The organism is Pseudomonas sp. NMI542_15 (assembly GCF_021283425.1).
GTDB lineage: Bacteria > Pseudomonadota > Gammaproteobacteria > Pseudomonadales > Pseudomonadaceae > Aquipseudomonas > Aquipseudomonas fortuita.
This window is the reverse complement of record NZ_JAJSRO010000011.1, coordinates 162,295-181,716: the sequence shown is the minus strand read 5'-3', so window position 1 is coordinate 181,716 and position 19,422 is coordinate 162,295. Positions and strand designations below refer to the sequence as shown.

The following is a 19,422-nucleotide window of genomic DNA, read 5'->3' as shown; positions in this document are numbered from 1 at the left end:
GCCATAGGCACAGGAGAGACTGGCCCGAAACAGATGTGGGAGCGGCCTTGCGTCGCGATGCGCCGCGCGGGCGGCGCTCGGTCTCACACGCGCACAAAATGTTGTGGCGAGCACCTGTCAGCCCAACCCAATCTCAAACAAACCCCCATAAAAAAGGGAGAGCCGAAGCTCTCCTTTTTTCAACAACCCTCAGCCTCAGCCAATGGTCATCAAGCTGGCATTACCGCCGGCAGCAGCAGTGTTCACACTCACCGCCCGCTCAATCACCAACCGCTCCAGCGCAATCTGGTGATCCCCGCTGGACAGCCCGTGCACACCGACGATGGCACCGGCACGCTTGGCCACCTGCTGGCAGACGCTGCGCAGCTGATCCGAGTCGCCATGGTGGATCACGGCGTCGAACGCCACTTCATCCTTGTTCCAGTCTGCCACCAGCTTCACCTTGGCCTGCAGCTCACGCGGCAGGCGGGCACGCAGGGCTTTGCCAGGCTCGCTGTCTGCCCACACCGCCGAGCTGCCGACGGCCAGTACGGCGGCCAACTGCGCCAGCAGGTCAGCCTCGTTGTCGGCCAGGCACAGCACGTGCTCACGCGGCAGGATGGTGTAGCTGTTGCGCTCGCCGGTCGGGCCTGGCAGCAGGCGGGCGATGCCGCTCTGCGACTGGCTGGCGAACTGGTCACAGAGCGCAGCCAGGTCGGCCAGTTGGTTGCTCTGGGCCCAGGCCTTCAGGCCGTGCAGCGGCTTGACCAGCTGTTCGTGCAGGGTGCGGTCTGGCTTGCCTTCGCCGTCCTGCTGCTGGAAGTGGCGGCCAATGGCATCGGCCGGGCGGGTCGACAACAGGCGGTACAGGTACAGTGGGCCGCCGGCTTTCGGGCCGGTGCCAGACAGGCCTTCACCACCGAACGGCTGCACGCCCACCACTGCACCCACAATGTTGCGGTTGACGTACATGTTGCCGGCGTTGGCGGTTTCCACCACCTTGGCGATGGTCTCGTCGATGCGGGTATGCACGCCGAGGGTCAGGCCGTAGCCGGAGTTGTTGATCTGCTCGATCAGTTGGTCCAGGTTGCGGCGGTTGTAACGCACCACGTGCAGCACCGGGCCGAAGATTTCACGCTTCAGTTCGTCGAAGCTTTCCAGCTCGATCAGGGTCGGCATCACGAAGGTGCCACGTTTGACCTCGGTCGCGTCGGCAATGGCCACCTGATAGACCGCGCGGCCTTTCTCGCGCATGCCCTGGATGTGCTTCTCGATGCCGGCCTTGGCTTCGGCGTCGATCACCGGGCCAATGTCCACGGCCAGGCGGTCCGGGCAGCCCAGACGGCTTTCGGCCATGGCGCCCTTGAGCATTTCGATTACGCGGTCGGCGGAGTCTTCCTGCAGGCACAGCACGCGCAGGGCCGAGCAACGCTGGCCGGCACTGTCGAAGGCCGAGGACACCACGTCGATCACCACCTGCTCGGTCAGCGCCGAGGAGTCGACGATCATCGCGTTCTGGCCGCCGGTTTCGGCAATCAGCGGGATCGGGCGGCCCTGGTTGTCCAGGCGGCCGGCGACGTTGCGCTGCAGCAGGCGGGCAACCTCGGTGGAGCCGGTGAACATCACGCCTTTAACGCGCTCGTCACCCACCAGGCCGGCGCCGACGGTTTCGCCGCGGCCCGGCAGCAGTTGCAGCACGCCCTCGGGGATGCCGGCTTCCAGCAGCAGGCGCACGGCCTGGGCGGCGATCAGCGGGGTTTGCTCGGCGGGCTTCGCCAGCACCGGGTTGCCGGCAGCCAGGGCCGCAGCTACCTGGCCGGTGAAGATCGCCAGCGGGAAGTTCCATGGGCTGATGCACACCACTGGGCCCAGGGGGCGGTGGGCGTCGTTGCTGAAATCGTTGCGTGCCTGCACGGCGTAGTGGCGCAGGAAGTCCACGGCTTCACGCACTTCAGCGATGGCGTTGGCGAAGGTCTTGCCGGCTTCGCGAATGAGCAGACCCATCAGCGGCTGGATTTCGGCCTCCATCAGGTCGGCGGTGCGTTCCAGAATGGCAGCGCGCTCGGCGGGTGGGGTGGCCTGCCAGATCGGCGCGGCGTTCAAAGCGCACTGGATGGCGTTGTCCACGTCGGCAACGGTGGCTTCCTGTACATGGCCGACCACGTCGCGGTGATCCGCTGGGTTCAGTACCGGCGCGGCAGCGCTTTCACTGGCGGCGCAGGCCAGCATCGGGGCGGCCTTCCAGTCGTTGTGAGCGGTGGCCAGCATGGCGCAGGACAGTGACGCCAGGCGGTGCTCGTTGGCCATGTCGATGCCGGCCGAGTTGGCCCGCTCAGTGCCATACAGGTCGCGCGGCAACGGGATACGCGGGTGTGGCAGGCCGATGTTGCCTTCCTGGGTGCCCATGCGCTCGATGCTGGCGACCGGGTCGGCGACCAGTTCCTGAATGGAGATCGAGTGGTCGGCGATGCGGTTGACGAACGAGGTGTTGGCGCCGTTTTCCAGCAGGCGGCGTACCAGGTAGGCCAGCAGCGTCTCGTGGGTACCAACCGGCGCATAGACCCGGCACGGGCGATTCAGCTTGCCATCGGCAATCTTGCCGACCACTTGCTCGTACAGCGGCTCGCCCATGCCGTGCAGGCATTGGAACTCGTATTGGCCCGGGTAGTAGTTCTGCCCGGCAATGTGGTAAATGGCCGACAGGGTGTGGGCGTTGTGGGTGGCGAACTGCGGGTAGATGGCTTCTGGTACGGCCAGTAGCTTGCGGGCGCAGGCGACGTAGGAAACGTCGGTGTACACCTTGCGGGTATAGACCGGGTAGCCTTCCAGGCCTTCGACCTGGGCGCGCTTGATCTCGCTGTCCCAGTAGGCGCCTTTTACCAGGCGGATCATCAGGCGGTGGCGGCTGCGCTTGGCCAGGTCGATGACGTAGTCGATCACGTACGGGCAGCGCTTCTGGTAGGCCTGGATAACGAAACCGATACCGTTCCAGCCCGCCAACGACGGCTCGAAGCACAGGCGCTCGAGCAGGTCGAGCGACAGCTCCAGGCGGTCGGCTTCTTCGGCGTCGATGTTCAGGCCGATGTCGTACTGCTTGGCCAGCAGGGTCAGCGACAGCAGGCGCGGGTACAGCTCTTCCATCACGCGCTCGTACTGGGCGCGGCTGTAGCGCGGGTGCAGTGCCGACAGCTTGATGGAGATGCCCGGGCCTTCATAGATGCCGCGGCCATGGGAGGCCTTGCCGATCGAGTGGATGGCTTGCTCGTAGGAGGCCAGGTACTTTTGCGCGTCGTGCTCGGTCAGTGCGGCTTCGCCGAGCATGTCGTAGGAATAGCGGAAACCCTTGGCCTCGAAGCGGCTGGCGTTGGCCAGGGCTTCGGCAATGGTCTCACCGGTGACGAACTGCTCGCCCATCAGGCGCATGGCCATGTCGACGCCTTTGCGGATCATCGGCTCGCCGCTCTTGCCGATGATGCGGGTGAGCGAGGAGGTGAGGCCGGATTCGTTGTGGGTGCTGACCAGCTTGCCGGTCAGCAGCAGGCCCCAGGTGGCGGCGTTGACGAACAGCGACGGGCTGTTGCCGAGGTGCGGCTGCCAGTTGCCGGTGCTTATCTTGTCGCGGATCAGCGCATCGCGGGTGCCCTTGTCGGGGATGCGCAGCAGGGCTTCGGCCAGGCACATCAGCGCCACGCCCTCCTGGGACGACAGCGAGAACTCCTGCAGCAGGCCCTGGACGATGCCGGCGCGACCGCCAGCACTCTTCTGATTACGCAGTTTTTCGGCAATGCCGGCGGCCAGCTTGTTGGTGGCTTCGGCCAGCGGTGCGCTCAGGCGCGCCTGTTCCAGCAGCATCGGCACCACCTCTTGCTCGGGGCGGCGGTAGGCGGCGGTGATTGCCGCGCGAAGTACCGACTGCGGCAGGATGCTCTCGGCAAATTCGAGGAAGCACTGGTGGCTGTGGTCGGCCGGGATCTCACCGGCATCGTCGACAAGGTTGCCGACATGGCCGTTGAGTTCGGTCAGGGTGGCACCACCCTCAAGCTTCTCCAGATAATTGAAGATCGCTTGCTTGATCAACCAGTGCGGCGTGCGGTCAATGGACTGCGCAGCTGCTTTGAGTCGCTCACGGGTCGGGTCGTCGAGTTTGACCCCAAGGGTGGTAGTCGCCATTTCTTATCCTCGTTATTGCCACGGATGTGGCCTAAGCTGGCGCCAAGAGTAGCTGTAGGACAATTCGGGTGCAACCAGGTGCAACCGCATTTTTTGGCGCTATAGGTGCAACTCGTCTGACAGACATTTCCATGCCCTTCAATAAGGGCTTTAAGGGTGAGTTTTCTTATGAAAAACCCCTGTGATGCTCCAAAAAGGAGCAAAAAAGTGCCTCCTACGGAATATTGACGAGCGGGTGCAACTTCCAAATGAAAAATGGTTGCACCTGCTTTGCGTTGTTGCATAGGATTCGCCGCCTGGGTGCAACCGTCACGACTATGGTTGTGCATGAGATAAAAACAAACGCCAGGGCACACGCATGGGCAATCCACTTACGATCACTTTCGTGGTCTACATCGCAGCAATGGTACTGATCGGCTTCGCCGCCTATCGCGCCACCAACAACCTTTCCGATTACATTCTGGGTGGTCGCAGCCTGGGTAGCGTTGTTACAGCGCTGTCTGCCGGGGCATCCGACATGAGCGGCTGGCTGCTGATGGGCCTGCCGGGCGCCATCTACTTTTCGGGCCTGTCCGAGGCGTGGATCGCCATCGGTTTGACCGTTGGTGCTTACCTGAACTGGCTGTTCGTCGCTGGCCGGTTGCGTGTCCAGACCGAGCACAACGGCGATGCGCTGACTCTGCCGGACTACTTCTCCAGCCGATTCGAAGACAATAGCGGCCTGCTGCGGATTATTTCGGCGATCGTCATCCTGGTGTTCTTCACCATCTACTGCGCTTCTGGCATCGTTGCCGGTGCCCGCCTGTTCGAAAGCACCTTTGGCATGTCTTACGAGACTGCCCTGTGGGCTGGCGCCGCAGCGACCATCGCCTACACCTTCGTCGGTGGTTTCCTGGCGGTGAGCTGGACCGATACGGTTCAGGCTTCGCTGATGATCTTCGCGCTCATCCTGACCCCGGTGATCGTGCTGATTTCCGCGGGCGGTTTCGACACCACCTTTGCTGCCATCGAGGCGGTGAACCCAGCCAATTTCGACATGTTCAAAGGTGCTACCTTCATCGGCATCATCTCGCTGATGGGCTGGGGCCTGGGCTACTTTGGCCAGCCGCACATCCTGGCGCGCTTCATGGCCGCCGATTCGGTGAAGTCGATCGCCAAGGCTCGCCGCATCTCCATGACCTGGATGATCCTGTGCCTGGCCGGTACCTGCGCCGTGGGCTTCTTCGGCATCGCCTACTTCTCGGCCAACCCTGACCTGGCGGGCCCGGTCACCGAGAACCATGAGCGTGTGTTCATAGAGCTGGCCAAGATCCTGTTCAACCCATGGGTCGCCGGCGTACTGCTGTCGGCCATTCTTGCGGCGGTAATGAGCACCCTGAGCTGCCAGTTGCTGGTGTGCTCCAGTGCATTGACCGAAGACTTCTACAAGGCCTTCCTGCGCAAGAACGCTTCGCAGCTCGAGCTGGTGTGGGTCGGTCGCCTGATGGTGCTGGCCGTGGCCCTGATTGCCATCGCCATGGCTGCCAACCCGGAAAACCGCGTGCTGGGCCTTGTGGCCTACGCCTGGGCTGGCTTCGGTGCCGCCTTCGGTCCGGTGGTGCTGATTTCGGTGCTGTGGAAAGGCATGACCCGAAACGGCGCGCTGGCCGGTATCGTGGTGGGTGCACTGACCGTGATCCTGTGGAAGCAGATCGATACCTGGGGTCTGTACGAAATTATCCCGGGCTTCCTGCTGGCGAGCATCGCCATCGTTCTGGTGAGCAAGCTGGGCAGCCCCTCCAGGGCAATGGTGCAGCGCTTCGAGACGGCAGACGCGGCGTATCACGCTGACAAGTGATGAGTGCTGGGTAGGCAACGAGTACGGCCCGAACAACAGTGTTGTTCGGGCCGTACTCGTTTGTAGCGGATGATTGCTTACAGGGTGAACTCGCACCGCGTTGGTTCGAACGCACCGGCCACACGTGGCACGATCAGGGCTTCATACTTGCCAGGGCCATGCCGGTCCAGGCCAACCTCCCATTCGTCGGATTTCGAGCTTGGCACTACCAGTGTCTCAGTAACGCCTTCAGGGTTCTTGAGTTTGAGCTGGGCGGTATAAGGCACATTGTCCAGGCCCAGTTTGCCGTGCAGGCGGTTTTGAGTTTTATCGTATTGGATGGAAGCTTTCATTTCATTTGCTCCTGGTTGGTGGAGACTCGATTCTTGGGATTTGCAGGGGCGCAGCGAATCAGGAATTCATTCCGGACGATGAGGGTTTTCATGGCTTCTCAACGGCGCGAGGGCGCTTGCGGTTGATTGCTGCACCTGACTCCGTCTGCAAGGCAAGGTAAACTTGCCACCCCCGCAGGAGTTGCCATGAACTATCGTCACGCCTTCCACGCCGGCAACCACGCCGACGTCCTCAAGCACATCGTGCTGACCCGCCTCATCGCCTTGATGTCGCGCAAGGAGCAGCCATTTGCCTACATCGATACCCACGCCGGGCTTGGTCTGTACGACCTGCAAGGCGACCAGGCAACCCGGACCGGCGAGTACCTGGAAGGCGTCGCCCGCTTGTGGGGCCGCGATGATGTGCCCGCCATGGCTGCCGACTACCTGCGCGTCATCAAGCGCCTGAACGCGGACGGCGAGCTGCGTTACTACCCCGGTTCGCCCGAGCTGGCTCGCCGCCTGATGCGCCAGCAAGACCGCGCCCTGCTCAACGAAAAGCATCCTGAAGACGGGCCGCTGCTCAAAGAGAACATGAAAAAAGACCCGCGTGTGGTCGTGCACCTGGGCGAAGGCTGGCATGTGCCCAGGGCCCTGCTACCGGTGCAGGAAAAGCGCGCGATCATGCTGATCGACCCGCCGTTCGAGCAGGCCGATGAGCTCAAGCGCTGCACCCATTCCATGAAAGAGGCCATCAGCCGCATGCGCCAGACCGTCGCGGCTATCTGGTACCCCATCAAGGACCAGCGCTCGCTGACGCGTTACTACCAGGACCTGACCAGCACTGGCGCGCCAAAATTGCTGCGGGTCGAGCTGTATGTGCACCACCAGGACAGCCCGCAGGGCCTTAATGGCTCGGGCCTGGCCATCGCCAACCCGCCATGGGGCCTGGAAGAAGAGCTCAAGGAGCTGCTGCCGTGGCTGGCCAAGGAGCTGGCGCAGACGGACGGTAGCTATCGCATGGACTGGCTCATCGCCGAATAGTATTGCCTGCCTGTACTGGCCTCATCGCCGGCAAGCCAGCTCCTGCAAGTACTGCATCTCCCTTGAGGGCAGCGGTGTTCCTGTGGGAGCTGGCTTGCCGGCGATGAGGCCAGTACGGGTTGCCGCGTTGCGCGCATGTTTGCGTTATAATCCCGCCCTTTAGCCGCCACCCGCCCATGAGGCCGCTGGCGCATTTTTACCGAATGAAGAGGCTAATCCCTTGGCATTGACGATTCTTGGCCTGTCCGGCGCCCTTAGCCATGACCCTTCCGCGGCCCTGTACATTGACGGCAAGCTGATTGCCGCCGCCGAAGAAGAGCGCTTCGTGCGTGACAAGCATGCGAAGAACCGCATGCCCTACGAGTCGGCGAAGTTCTGCCTGGAGCAGGCAGGCATCAAGCCGTCCGACGTCGACGTGGTAGCCATCCCGTTCGCCCCGATCAGCCTGTTCGGCAAGGCGCGCTGGCACTATGCCAAGCGCTATTGGTACGCCCCGGATCGCGCCCTCGATGCGATCCTGATGGGCAACCGTCGCTACAAGCGCTATCGCAAGAAAATCGTCTGGTGCCTGGAGCAGCTGGGCTTCGACCCGAAAAAGGTCAAGATCGAGCCGGTCGAGCATCACCTGGCCCACGCCTCCAGTGCCTACCACTGCTCCGGCTTCAAGGAAAAAACCGCGATCCTCGGCATTGATGGTAAAGGCGAATACGCCACCACCTTCTTTGGCTACGGCGAAAACGGCAAGATCCACAAGATCAAGGAATTCTTCGACCCGGACTCCCTGGGTGGCCTGTACGGTGCGATCACCGAGTTCCTCGGCTTCGAAATGCTCGACGGCGAGTTCAAGGTCATGGGCATGGCGCCGTACGGCGACGCCAGCAAGTACGACTTCTCGCGGCTGGCCAGCTTTGAAAACGGCGAACTGGTGATCAACACCGATTACGCCAACGTCATTGGCCTGCGCCGCTATAAAGAGAAGGGCAAGGGTTTCTACTTCTCGCCGAAGCTGATCGAATGGCTGGGCCCCAAGCGCGAAGGCGACATCGCAGACGAGCCGTACATCCATTACGCCGCCAGCATGCAGGCGCTGTTCGAGAAGCTGGCGCTGCAGATGATCGACCACTACCTGGGCGACACCCTGCGTGAAACCGGCAAGCTGGCCTTCGCCGGCGGCTGCGCGCTGAACGTCAAGCTCAACCAGAAGATCATCGCCCGCCCGGACGTGAAAGAGCTGTTCGTCCAGCCGGCCTCCGGCGACGCCGGTACTGCTGTCGGCGCCGCAGCCTATGTTTCCCACGCCCGCGGCGTACCGGTGGAGAAGATGGAGCATGTGTATCTCGGCCCTTCGTACTCCAACGAAGACGTGATCGCCGCCTGCGCCCGTCACCCGAACCAGCCCAAGTGGCGCAAGCTCGACAACATGCCGCAGCAAATCGCCCAGATCATGGTCGACGGCAACCCGGTGGCCTGGTTCCAGGGCCGCATGGAGTTCGGCCCGCGCGCCCTGGGTGGCCGTTCGATCATCGGCTGCCCGAGCGTCGAAGGCGTGGCTGACCGCATCAACCACCAGATCAAGTTCCGCGAGCGCTGGAGACCTTTCTGCCCGTCGATGCTCGACACCGTCGCCCCGCAGATGATCAAGGTCGACCACCCGGCACCGTTCATGACCTTCACCTTCGAAGTGGCTGAAGAGTGGAAGACCCGCGTACCGGAAGTGGTGCACGAGGACGGTACTTCGCGTGCCCAGGTGCTCAAGCGCGAGTACAACCCGCGCTACTACGACATGATGAAGGCGCTGGAAGACCTGACCGGCAATGGCGTGTCGCTGAACACCTCGCTCAACCGTCGCGGTGAACCTATGATCTGCTCGCCGACCGATGCCCTGAACATGTTCTTCGGCTCGGACCTGCAGTACCTGATCATGGAAGACATCCTGGTGGTGAAGGACGGCGCGGCCGCCTATGACCAGCCGCTCTGAACCGCGCATCCTGCAGTTCTGCCATGGCTATGACGGGCCGTTCCTCGACTGTGCCCGTCAGTACGCCAGCCTGTTCCAGGGGCGTGGCTACCAGGTCACCACGGTGTTCCTCACCGGTGCCGCCGACCCGCAGGTGGCGGCCGGTTGCGCGTCTGACGAGGTGCTGTTCCTTGAGTTCAGCTCCAAGGCCGTGCGTGGCCTCAAGCTCGGTGCCATCCGTGCCTTGCGGCGCATTGCGGCCGAGCGCAACTTCGCCTTCTGCATTGCCCACCGCTTCAAGCCCATCTACGTGGCCCTGCTGGGCACCGGCCTGCCGGTGATCGGCGTGCACCATGCCTTTGGCGACTATGAGCGCAAAGGCCGCCGGCTGTTCGCCAACCTGTTCAGCAAGCGCCTGAGCCTGCTGGGCGTGTCAGACGCGGTGCGTGACGACATGCGCCGCTGCCTGCCACAGTGGCCAGCCGAACGCATCCAGACTTTGTATAACCGCATCGACATCGACGCCCTGCAAACGGCCCTGGTGCCGCGCGCCGAGGCTCGCCGGGCTCTGGGCCTGGACACGCAGGCGTGGGTCGTCGGCAATGTCGGTCGCCTGCACCCGGACAAGGACCAGGCCACTTTGTTGCGTGGTTTTGCCCAGGCGCTGCCCAAGCTGCCGGCCGGCGCGCGCCTGGCGATCCTCGGCAAGGGCCGGCTAGAGGCCGAGCTCAAGGCCTTGGCCGCCGAGCTGGGGATTGCCGGCCAGGTGAGCTTCCTGGGCCAGGTGCCGGATGCACGCCGCTACTTCGAGGCATTCGATGTGTTCGCCCTGAGCTCCGACCACGAGCCGTTCGGCATGGTCCTGCTCGAAGCCATGGTCGCTGGCGTACCGGTGCTGGCCACGGCTTGCGGCGGGGCTCGTGAAGTGGTCGAGGGTGTGGGTGTTCTGTTCCCGTTGGGCGATGCTGCCCAGTTGGCTCAGGGCCTGGAGCATATGGCCACGCTGGGCGCCGAACAGCGCCAGGCCTGTGCTGAGCACATGCTGCAACGCCTGCGTGAACGCTTCTCCGACCAGGCGGTACGCGAGACCTTCTGGCAGTTGCCGCAGGTACGTGCACTGGTGGGGCAGGCTTGATGCTCAATCGTATCCAGGCCTTCCGCGAGCGCGGGTGGCAAACGATCGACGCCAAGGCCTACGCCGAGGCATGGGCGCGTTTTGGTGGCAGTGTCGCCACCCATCCGCTGGTGGTCGAGCAACTGGCTGACCTGGCGCAGATCCCGGTACGTTACCTGGGCTGGTATCAGGCCGGCGAGCTGAAAGCCGCCATCCCGACCTGGGGGCGCCACCTGGCGCTGGCCAAGGACGTGCTCAAGCGTGCCGGCAAAAAAGCCCTGTTCGACTTGGGCAATGCCGAAATCATCCTGCCAGCTGCGGCCGATGCCGCTGCACCGTTGCGCCATACCGCACGCTACCTGTCCGAACTGAGCCAGGGCCGTTTCACGGGCCTCAAGGAACAGAAGGAACAGCTGGCGATGGCGCGGGCGCACGAAGACCTGTCGAAGAAATTCCGCTACAACCAGCGCCGCGAACTGCGCCTGCTGGAAGAGGCGGGTGGCGTGGTGCGCCCGATCAGCGACTTCAGTGCCCAGCAAATCGCCAGCATTTACTGCGACCTGTTCCAGCGCCGCTGGGGCTTCCCTGCCACCGGTGCCGAGCGCATGGCCGAGGTGCTGGAGCGTCTGCGCGAGCTGCTGATCGGCTCTGTGCTGATGCTGGACGGCAAGCCGATTGCCATTCAGCTGGTGTACCGCGTCGAAGCGCCGGACTGGGTCAGCGTCGAGTACATCAATGGCGGTGTAGACCCTGAAACCAAGGCCTTCAGCCCAGGCAGCGTGCTGAGTTTCCTCAATACCCAGGCCGCCTGGGAAGACGCCCGGGCGCGCAACAAACCATTGCGGTTCTCGTTCGGCCGTGCCGACCGCGAATACAAGGACCGTTGGTGCAACCCTGTGCCGGTGTATCAGGCGTGAGCCGTAAGCAGCAGTTGCTCAAGCGCCACCGGCGCAACAAGCGTCTGGGCTTGCTGGCAGGCCTGGTTGCGCTGGTCGCCCTCGGTGTACTGGCCTGGTGGTGGCTGCCGCTGTTGCTGTTGCCGCTGCTCTGGGCCGCCCACGAGGCCTGGTTTGCCGACCACCTGTTCTACGCACCCGGCGAGGACTACGCCTACGACTTCGGTGACCAGGCGCGGCAAGTACCTGCCAGCCTGCACGCGGGCCTGCTCAAGGCCGACTGCGTGCTACAGGGCGATGAAACCCTTGTGCTTGAGCTGCGGGTAAAAGGCAGCTGGCTCGGTCGGTTCCTGGACCCGCAGGTCGTGCTGCTGGCGGGTGAGCAGGCCGATCGGCAAACCTTCGAGCGTGGCGTCGATGGCGTGCGCTTCCTCAACCTGACCGGCCTGGCTGCGCCGCTCCAGGCCGGCGCATTGCGCCTGCGTGGTCGCCATTGCCGGCTGCTGGGCGAGCCGCGTCTGTGGATAACGCCGGCGGTCGAACTGCAACGGCGCCGGGTGATGGTGATTGCGCCGCATGCCGACGACGCCGAGCTTGCTGCGTATGGCCTTTACAGCCAGGCAGATGAAACCTGGGTAGTGACGCTGACCGCCGGTGAAATCGAGGCCGAGCACTATCAGCAGATGGGCCTGGGCAAGGCCGAGGCCGCGCGCCTGAAGGGCCGCCTGCGCGCCTGGGACAGCATCGCCGTGCCGCGTTGGGCCGGTGTGCCGGAGTCGCGTTGCGTACAGCTGGGCTACTTCTGCCTGCAGTTGCCTGCCATGCAGGCCGCGCCAGAGCAGCCTGTTGCGTCACGCGAGGCCGAGCTGGCCGATATCCGCGTATTTCGCCAGTTCAACCCGTTCCCGCTGCCGGCCGACAGCGATGGTGCGCCAACCTGGAACAACCTGCTGGCCGACCTGCGTACCTTGCTGGAAATGGCCAGGCCGCAAGTCCTGGTAATGCCGCACCCGCAACTCGACCCGCACCCCGATCACATCTGCGCTCAGGCAGCGGTGCTGGAGGCCTTGCAAGGCCTGGCCTGGCAGCCACAAACCCTGCTGTGCTACGCCAACCACCTGCATGACAACGACCGCTGGCCCATGGGCGACAGCGGCGATGGTGTGGCCTTGCCTCCGCAGTTGAGTGCTGTGCAGGCCTGGGCACCTTGCAGCCTGGTCCTGGACGTGGCTACCCAGCACGACAAGGCCATGGCCCTGGGCATGATGCACGACCTGCAGCCGGCCCCGCCATTCAAGCGCCGCCTGCGCCGCTTGCTGCAACGCTGGCTGGCCGGACGGCGGCCGTCGCCTTATGGGGAGAACGAGTTCTTCCGCAAGGCCGTGCGCCGACACGAACTGTTCTGGCGGCGCGAGCTGTAAGTACGCCCAATGGTTGACCGCGATGGCGCAGAGCGCCCAAGGAAAGCAATGAAAGTCCTATTTCTGGTGCAGAAGGAACAGCGGGCGATTCTCGACCGCCTGTACGATGGCGTCGCGGCCAACTGCGAGTGCGACCTGCGTTGGCTGACCAGCGAAGACCAGCGCAACCTGCGTCGCTACTTCAAGCGTGAAGTGCAGGTCGAGCGTTATGACCGCATCGTGTTCTTTCTGCGCTTCAAGCAGGAAATCCGTCAGGTGGCCTTCATCCGTACCGTACCGAACCTGGTCATCCTCGAGCACGACGCCTACCAGAACTACATCCCGTGCAAGTACACCGGCAAGTTCAGCGCCCATTACCGCCAGTTGCCATGGGCGCGGGTGATCAGCTCTGGCTACATGGTCAGCGAGCGCCTGCGCCAGGAAGGTTTCGATGCGGTGTTCGTGCCCAAGGGCTATGACGAGCAGTTGCTGGCCGACCAAGGGCGTGAGCGCGACATCGAACTGGCCTTCGTCGGCAGTGTCAACAGCGTGGCCTACAGCGGTCGCAAGGCGCTGCTGGATGAGTTGGGGCAGGTCGAGAACCTGCTGGTCACCCGCACCAAGTCGGGTGAAGACTACTGCAACACGCTCAACCGTATTCGTTTCTTCGTCAGTGCCGACGTCGGCATGGGCGAATACATGATCAAGAACTTCGAAGCCATGGCCTGCGGCTGTGTACTGCTGGCGTACGACCAGGGCGAGGAAGAAAACCGCGCGCTGGGCCTGGAAGACATGCACAACGTGGTGTTCTATGACAACATCCCGACCCTTCAGGAAAAGCTCCGCCGTTTGCGTGCAGACCCAGAACTTGCCCGGCAGATTGCTGAAAATGGCCGCCATCTGGCGGTTTCCCGTTTCAGTTTCGCCGCCGTTGGACGTAGCATCGTCGACCACATGCGCCCGGCGCTCAGGCCCCACCCGCCGTTGTCTGCGTGGCAGCGGCTACGCCTGACGCTGGGCATCTAAACAAGAGCTTTCGCGCCCAGGAGCGGGTGTTGAAAGCCGATAGTCGCAATGCGGAGGGAGTCCGGTGCGCTTTTCAGAAGAAAGTGATGTCACGCTCGTCGTGACCAGTTGTGGGCGGTTCGATCTGCTCAAAGACACCCTTGAGAGTTTCGATCGCTACAACACAGCGCCCATTCGCGAAGTGTTCATCACCGAAGATTCCGGTGACGATGCCGTGCATGCTGCGGTGCCTGAGCACTGGAGACCGTACTGCAAGGTGTTCGTCAACCGGCCCAAACTCGGCCAGTTGCCCTCGATCGACCTGGCCTACAGTCACGTCACGACGCCTTACATCTTCCACTGCGAAGACGACTGGCACTTCTACCGCCAGAGCTTTGTCGAAGACTCGCGGGCTATCCTGGATGCCAGGCCTGACCTGCTGCAAGTGTGGCTGCGCAGCCATGCACATGACTTGGCTATCCACAGCCCTTACATTCACCTGGGCGATCGCCAGGTCATTGCCGGCGTGCCGTGTTATCCGCTGCTGTCCGACAAGGCCGAATGGCAAGCGTTTTCGCTCAATCCCGGCCTGCGTCGATTGAGTGATTATCAGCGCTGTGCGCCATTCGCCGCCTATGCTGGAGAGAAGGCGCTTTCCCGACGCTACGCTGAGTTTAATTTGACAGCGGTCACCTTGGAAGGTGATGCAGTGTTGCACACTGGCTTTGGCAATCACGTGACCTTGCCCATCGAAGTGGCGCGCAAGGCCAAACGTCGTCAACGTGATCGTATCAAGCTGGCATTGACGCTGGTGACAGGTGCTTTGATCGGCATGGGTATCACCCTTTTTGTTCAATGAAGTCGCTGTCCCACCTGACATGAGCGGGAGAGGGCCCATGAACATCGTCAATATGATGTGGGCGGGTGGAACGCCGTACATGTCCATCCACAAGGTGCATCGGCAAGTGCTGTCGCACGCCGGCACCGATGCCCGGATCAGTAACTGGTTGCTGCTGGGTAGCGGGCTGTGCTGTGGGCTCGGTTCGACACGGGAGTGGCACATGCCACCACGAGCTCTGAAAGGGCGGCACCTGTGGCGCCTGCTGCGGCCGTGGTTGCGCATGCGCTTGCGCAAGGGGCTGACAGAGGCCAAGGCAGAAATCGTACTGCTCGATGGTATTGGGGTTGCGCGGCTGGTATTGCCGCTACTGCGGAACATTCCCCATGTTCGGGCCAAGGTGCTGTTCCATGGCAAAACGCGCCTGAACAACAGTGACATTCGCCTGTTGCGCATGTTTCCGGGCGAGCGGCTGAGCATCGCGGCCGTGTCGCATACGCTGGCCAAATCGCTGGAACATGACCTGGGCAGGCCAGTGCAGACCCTGCGCATGGCGCTCGACCCGCTGGCGTTCGTCGAACCGTTGCTGAGCCGGAACCAGGCCAGGCAGGCGTTGCAGCTGCCTCAGGCCGACGGGGTGATGCTGGGCGCGGTAGGGCGGTTGGTTGAAAGCAAAGGATTTGAAATGCTGATCGAGGCCTTCGCCAAGGCCAGTGCGCGGCAACCAGGCCTGCAGCTGGCGATTATCGGCGAGGGGCCACAGCATGCCTTGCTGCAGCAGCGTATCAATGCGCTGGGCCTGGCTGGGCGCGTGCATCTGCGCGGTCACCGCGAAGACCTGCAGCTGCTGTATCGAGCGTTCGACTGGCTGTTGGTGCCCTCGCGTTCCGAGGGCTTGGGGCTGGTGGTGCAAGAGGCTGTGATGGCCGATGTACCGGTCGTGTGCAGTGACCTGCAGGTGTTCCGCGAACAGTTGTGCGACACCGGGGTCTACCTGCCCATCGCCGACGAAAGCGCCTGGGCTGATGCGATCGAGCGTTGCACAGCCCTCAGCGCCCCGGCGGTTGCCGCGCGGCAGCGTCAGGCACTGGCGCCGGAGCAGGCCTGGCAGGCTTTCTGTACCGGCTCACAGAGCCTGTTGCGCAACTGACGCTCAGCGCGCCAGCAGGGCTGCCTCGAAGGCGGCGAGGGGGAACTGGTCGCCCAGGTTCTCCCGCTCGATATAACGCACCATGTGCTGCACATTGCGACGAATCATGCGTGCCGAGAGCGGCGGGCGCAGGAAGCGCATGTCGGCCACATCGATCAGGCCCAGGTGCTGGTCGGGGGTAACCACCACATTGCCCAAGTGCAACGAACGGAAGTACACGCCACTGCGGTGCAGCTGGCGGACCAGCTGGATCAGTTGCGGCAGGTAAGTATCCCAGCTGAAGCCGTCATCACGCGACATTTGCAGCAAGGTGCGGCCGGGTAACGGGCGGTACAGCACGGCAGTGCGGCCTGGCACGTCGAGCTTGTGCTGGCTGATCACTTCGAGCGTGGGGATACCCAGTTCCGCCAGCCGCGCGGCGTTATCGACGAATCGCTGGGAGTATGGGCGCAGCAGTGCAGATGAAATCAGCCGCTTCCTACGAAAAACCTTTAGGAAATTACCATCCGCGAGCAGGTAGACTTTGGCGCCATGGCTGTCTGCCTCAAGCACCTGTGCGCCTTGTGTCAGCTGATCGAAGTCGACCTGGGTGAGCCGGGAGCATTGCATGAATAGAGCCTTGTCGTCTGGCGAGCAAAATGACCGGCAATAATGCCGAAAATAATGTTCTAGCACCATGGATGGTGTTTTTGATTCATCGGGGGAAATGGATGCTGTATCAAAAAAACTGGGCGCAGGCCTGGCTGGGATTGGGTCTGGTCTGGTTTCTGGCAGCGATTGCCCTGGCGCCGAGCAACAAGATTTATCAGCAAGGCCTGGTGCTGTTCCTGTGGCTACCGACATTGGTGCTGGCATGGTCCGCCCGCGAGGTGCTGGTGCAAGGCTGGAAGCGTCAGCCGGCGCTATGGATGAGTGTGATGGTGCTGTTGGCCTGGAGTGGCTTGAGCCTGGCCTGGTCGCCCGCAGAGGACACGGGGCGTGAAATCAAGCGGCTGCTCTACATTCTGGTGTTCCTCCTCGCGTTCCCCTTGTTGGCTCAGCTTGGCCTTGCGAGGATTCGCCAGCTGTTGCTGCTAGGGAGCGGCCTGCTGGCCCTCGCTGCGCTGGTGTCGATCATCAATTTCTACGGGCTGCAGGGTGAGCCGTTGCTGGTCCGCCTGGCCGGGATTGGCGAGATATCACACCCCATTCTGGGCGCTTATGTCGTTGGCTCGGCCGTTCTTTTCCTGCTGTATGAGCCGCCGCAGCAGCGTGGCCCGCAGCTGTTGTGGGTGCTCGCACTGGCTTGTCTTGGCGCGTTTGCCGTGCTCAGTCAAAGCCGTGGCGCGCTGTTGGCCCTGGTGCTCACCGTCATGATCGCACCGCTGTGGTTCCGTGACCGCCACAGCCGGGTGTTCGCCATCCTGGCAGTCATTGCAACCGGCTTTGCCTTGTATGCGGCGTATGACCTGATCGCCGAGCGCGGTTCATCCTACCGGCCAGAAATTTTCCATGCCGTGGTCAACATGATTGCCGCGCACCCCTGGACAGGCCTGGGCCTGGGGGCTGACTACGATGTCAGTGCGGTGGGCAGGCACTTCGACCACACCCACAACATGTTCACCCACGTTGCCGTGGAGATGGGCCTGCCTGGCATGCTGCTCTGGGTCATGGTGTGGTTGTTCACCCTGGGTGAAATCATCCGCGCGCGCGGTACCCTGTTCGGCAAGCTCCTGCTGGGCTTATGGGTGTACTCGACACTGGCCATGCAGTTCGATGCCGCCAGCCTTACCGGTACGCCACGTGCAGAATGGTTCATCAGCTGGCTGCCTGTTGGCCTTGCCATGATGCTGCCATGGGGGCGTGCCGAAAATGACGCCTGTGGTAAAATTTCCGGTTCAACCTGAACAGCGAGCTCGATAATGGCCGAAACACCGCGACCGGCGGAGCACACCTCCAGCCTGAAGATCTATTTCCGGCTGTTGGGCTATGTGAAACCCTATGTCGGCATTTTCCTGCTGAGCATTGTCGGTTTCGTGATCTTTGCCTCGACCCAGCCGATGCTGGCCGGCATTCTCAAGTACTTTGTCGATGGGCTGAGCAACCCTGAAGCGGTGTTGTTCCCCAACGTCCCCTACCTGCGCGACCTGCAATTGCTGCAGGCGGTGCCGTTGCTGATCATCCTGATCGCTGCGTGGCAGGGCCTGGGGTCTTTCCTTGGCAACTATTTCCTGGCCAAGGTTTCCCTGTGCCTGGTGCACGACCTGCGCGTGGAGTTGTTCAACAAGCTGCTGGTACTGCCCAACCGCTACTTCGACAACCACAACTCCGGGCACCTGATTTCGCGTATCACCTTCAACGTGACCATGGTCACCGGTGCTGCCACCGATGCAATCAAGGTGGTCATCCGTGAAGGCCTGACCGTGGTGTTCCTGTTCGCCTACCTGTTGTGGATGAACTGGCACCTCACCTTGGTCATGGTCGCCATCCTGCCGGTGATCGCGGTAATGGTCAGCATCGCCAGCAAGAAATTCCGCAAGCAGAGCAAGAAGATCCAGGTGGCGATGGGTGACGTCACCCACGTCGCGTCGGAAACCATCCAGGGTTATCGCGTTGTCCGTAGCTTCGGCGGCGAGGCTTACGAAGAGCAGCGGTTCAGCAAGGCCAGCCAGAGCAACACCGACAAGCAGCTGCGCATGACCAAGACCGGCTCCCTGTACACGCCAATGCTGCAGCTGGTGATCTACAGCGCCATGGCGGCGCTGATGTTCCTGGTGCTGTTCCTGCGTGGTGAGTCCACCGCCGGTGACCTGGTGGCCTATATCACTGCTGCCGGCCTGCTGCCCAAGCCGATTCGTCAGTTGTCGGAAGTCAGCTCGACCATCCAGAAGGGCCTGGCAGGTGCAGAAAGCATCTTCGAGCAACTGGACGAAGAGCCTGAACTGGACACCGGTACGGTCGAGAAGGACCGTGTGGAAGGCCGCCTGGAAGTGCGCAACCTGAGCTTCACCTACCCAGGTACCGAGCGTGAAGTGCTGAGCGACATCAGCTTTGTCGCCGAGCCAGGGCAGATGATCGCCCTGGTTGGCCGCTCTGGCAGCGGCAAATCGACCCTTGCGGCGCTGATCCCGCGCTTCTATCACCATGACCAGGGGCAGATCCTGCTCGATGGTGTGGAGATCGAGAACTACCGCCTGCGCAACCTGCGCCGCCACGTTTCGCAGGTGACCCAGCACGTTACCCTGTTCAACGACACCGTGGCCAACAACATCGCCTATGGCGATCTGGCAGGTGCCCCACGCGCAGACATCGAAGCCGCTGCGGCCGATGCCTACGCCAAGGAGTTCGTCGACCGCTTGCCGAAGGGCTTCGATACCGACGTGGGTGAAAACGGCGTGCTGCTCTCCGGCGGCCAGCGCCAGCGCCTGGCCATTGCCAGGGCACTGCTGAAGAACGCGCCGCTGCTGATTCTGGATGAGGCCACCTCGGCCCTGGATACCGAATCCGAGCGGCACATCCAGGCTGCCCTGGACCATGTGATGCAAGGCCGTACCACGCTGGTGATCGCCCACCGTCTGTCGACCATCGAGAAGGCCGACCAGATCCTGGTCATGGACCAGGGCCGTCTGGTAGAGCGCGGCACCCATGCCGAACTGCTCGCGGCTAATGGCCATTATGCCCGCCTGCACGCCATGGGCCTGGATGAGCCGGTCAAGGCCGATATCACCTGAGTCCTCCCTCA

General features: G+C 62.7%; 14 protein-coding genes. 11 read left to right on the top strand and 3 right to left on the bottom strand.

Annotated features, from left to right (window positions below):
- Positions 1–195: 195 nt before the first annotated feature.
- Positions 196–4,149: a trifunctional transcriptional regulator/proline dehydrogenase/L-glutamate gamma-semialdehyde dehydrogenase gene (gene putA, locus LU684_RS17535; RefSeq protein ID WP_232894858.1), complete on the bottom strand. Its 3,954-nt coding sequence runs from the start codon at positions 4,147–4,149 to the stop codon at positions 196–198.
- Between the two features lie 358 nt (positions 4,150–4,507).
- Between putA and putP the strand changes: the two genes are divergently transcribed.
- Positions 4,508–5,986 carry a sodium/proline symporter PutP gene (putP, locus tag LU684_RS17530; protein ID WP_232894857.1) on the top strand — a complete coding sequence of 493 codons (1,479 nt, stop codon included), beginning with the start codon at positions 4,508–4,510 and terminating at the stop codon, positions 5,984–5,986.
- Positions 5,987–6,063: 77 nt separating this feature from the next.
- Here the strand turns inward: putP and LU684_RS17525 are convergent, their stop codons facing one another.
- Positions 6,064–6,318 carry a hypothetical protein gene (locus LU684_RS17525; protein WP_016489492.1) on the bottom strand — a complete coding sequence of 85 codons (255 nt, stop codon included), beginning with the start codon at positions 6,316–6,318 and terminating at the stop codon, positions 6,064–6,066.
- A 186-nt stretch (positions 6,319–6,504) separates the two neighbouring features.
- Here LU684_RS17525 and LU684_RS17520 point away from each other — a divergent pair, with 186 nt between their 5' ends.
- The 8 genes from LU684_RS17520 (at position 6,505) to LU684_RS17485 (ending at position 15,701) form a co-directional block, all read left to right on the top strand.
- Positions 6,505–7,341: a 23S rRNA (adenine(2030)-N(6))-methyltransferase RlmJ gene (locus tag LU684_RS17520; RefSeq protein WP_016489491.1), complete on the top strand. Its 837-nt coding sequence runs from the start codon at positions 6,505–6,507 to the stop codon at positions 7,339–7,341.
- Positions 7,342–7,561: 220 nt separating this feature from the next.
- Complete coding sequence (locus tag LU684_RS17515) at positions 7,562–9,319, top strand: carbamoyltransferase family protein (RefSeq protein ID WP_016489490.1); 1,758 nt, start codon at positions 7,562–7,564, stop codon at positions 9,317–9,319.
- Entirely contained in the window at positions 9,303–10,433 is a 1,131-nt protein-coding gene (locus LU684_RS17510) for a glycosyltransferase (protein ID WP_232894856.1), read from the top strand. Before LU684_RS17515 ends, LU684_RS17510 begins: the two co-directional genes overlap by 17 nt.
- A complete protein-coding gene (locus LU684_RS17505; protein ID WP_145913606.1) occupies positions 10,433–11,329 on the top strand; it encodes an antimicrobial resistance protein Mig-14 in 897 nt (298 codons plus the stop codon). The genes LU684_RS17510 and LU684_RS17505 overlap by 1 nt, the downstream gene beginning before the upstream one ends.
- Positions 11,326–12,729 (top strand): PIG-L deacetylase family protein, encoded by a 1,404-nt coding sequence (locus LU684_RS17500; protein WP_232894855.1) that lies wholly within the window; start codon positions 11,326–11,328, stop codon positions 12,727–12,729. The genes LU684_RS17505 and LU684_RS17500 overlap by 4 nt, the downstream gene beginning before the upstream one ends.
- Before the next feature lie 48 nt (positions 12,730–12,777).
- On the top strand, positions 12,778–13,734 hold the full coding sequence (locus tag LU684_RS17495) for a glycosyltransferase family protein (RefSeq protein WP_060516862.1): 957 nt from the start codon (positions 12,778–12,780) through the stop codon (positions 13,732–13,734).
- Between the two features lie 64 nt (positions 13,735–13,798).
- Positions 13,799–14,572: a glycosyltransferase family 2 protein gene (locus LU684_RS17490; protein ID WP_016489485.1), complete on the top strand. Its 774-nt coding sequence runs from the start codon at positions 13,799–13,801 to the stop codon at positions 14,570–14,572.
- A 37-nt stretch (positions 14,573–14,609) separates the two neighbouring features.
- Complete coding sequence (locus LU684_RS17485) at positions 14,610–15,701, top strand: glycosyltransferase (RefSeq protein WP_095116431.1); 1,092 nt, start codon at positions 14,610–14,612, stop codon at positions 15,699–15,701.
- 3 nt (positions 15,702–15,704) lie between these two features.
- Here the strand turns inward: LU684_RS17485 and LU684_RS17480 are convergent, their stop codons facing one another.
- Entirely contained in the window at positions 15,705–16,310 is a 606-nt protein-coding gene (locus LU684_RS17480; protein WP_016489483.1) for a hypothetical protein, read from the bottom strand.
- Between the two features lie 101 nt (positions 16,311–16,411).
- Between LU684_RS17480 and LU684_RS17475 the strand changes: the two genes are divergently transcribed.
- Both LU684_RS17475 and msbA read left to right on the top strand, forming a co-directional pair.
- Positions 16,412–17,587 carry an O-antigen ligase family protein gene (locus LU684_RS17475; RefSeq protein WP_024717358.1) on the top strand — a complete coding sequence of 392 codons (1,176 nt, stop codon included), beginning with the start codon at positions 16,412–16,414 and terminating at the stop codon, positions 17,585–17,587.
- Positions 17,588–17,602: 15 nt separating this feature from the next.
- Positions 17,603–19,411 carry a lipid A export permease/ATP-binding protein MsbA gene (gene msbA, locus LU684_RS17470; protein WP_016489481.1) on the top strand — a complete coding sequence of 603 codons (1,809 nt, stop codon included), beginning with the start codon at positions 17,603–17,605 and terminating at the stop codon, positions 19,409–19,411.
- Positions 19,412–19,422 lie beyond the last annotated feature (11 nt).

Excerpts from the sequence above, each read along its gene's own strand:
- putA (WP_232894858.1), bottom strand. The coding sequence starts at position 4,149 with ATGGCGACTACCACCCTTGGGGTCAAACTCGACGACCCGACCCGTGAG.
- LU684_RS17510 (WP_232894856.1), top strand. The coding sequence starts at position 9,303 with ATGACCAGCCGCTCTGAACCGCGCATCCTGCAGTTCTGCCATGGCTAT.
- LU684_RS17525 (WP_016489492.1), bottom strand. The coding sequence starts at position 6,318 with ATGAAAGCTTCCATCCAATACGATAAAACTCAAAACCGCCTGCACGGC.
- LU684_RS17505 (WP_145913606.1), top strand. The coding sequence starts at position 10,433 with ATGCTCAATCGTATCCAGGCCTTCCGCGAGCGCGGGTGGCAAACGATC.
- LU684_RS17495 (WP_060516862.1), top strand. The coding sequence starts at position 12,778 with ATGAAAGTCCTATTTCTGGTGCAGAAGGAACAGCGGGCGATTCTCGAC.
- LU684_RS17485 (WP_095116431.1), top strand. The coding sequence starts at position 14,610 with ATGAACATCGTCAATATGATGTGGGCGGGTGGAACGCCGTACATGTCC.
- msbA (WP_016489481.1), top strand. The coding sequence starts at position 17,603 with ATGGCCGAAACACCGCGACCGGCGGAGCACACCTCCAGCCTGAAGATC.
- LU684_RS17520 (WP_016489491.1), top strand. The coding sequence starts at position 6,505 with ATGAACTATCGTCACGCCTTCCACGCCGGCAACCACGCCGACGTCCTC.
- putP (WP_232894857.1), top strand. The coding sequence starts at position 4,508 with ATGGGCAATCCACTTACGATCACTTTCGTGGTCTACATCGCAGCAATG.
- LU684_RS17475 (WP_024717358.1), top strand. The coding sequence starts at position 16,412 with ATGCTGTATCAAAAAAACTGGGCGCAGGCCTGGCTGGGATTGGGTCTG.
- LU684_RS17480 (WP_016489483.1), bottom strand. The coding sequence starts at position 16,310 with ATGCAATGCTCCCGGCTCACCCAGGTCGACTTCGATCAGCTGACACAA.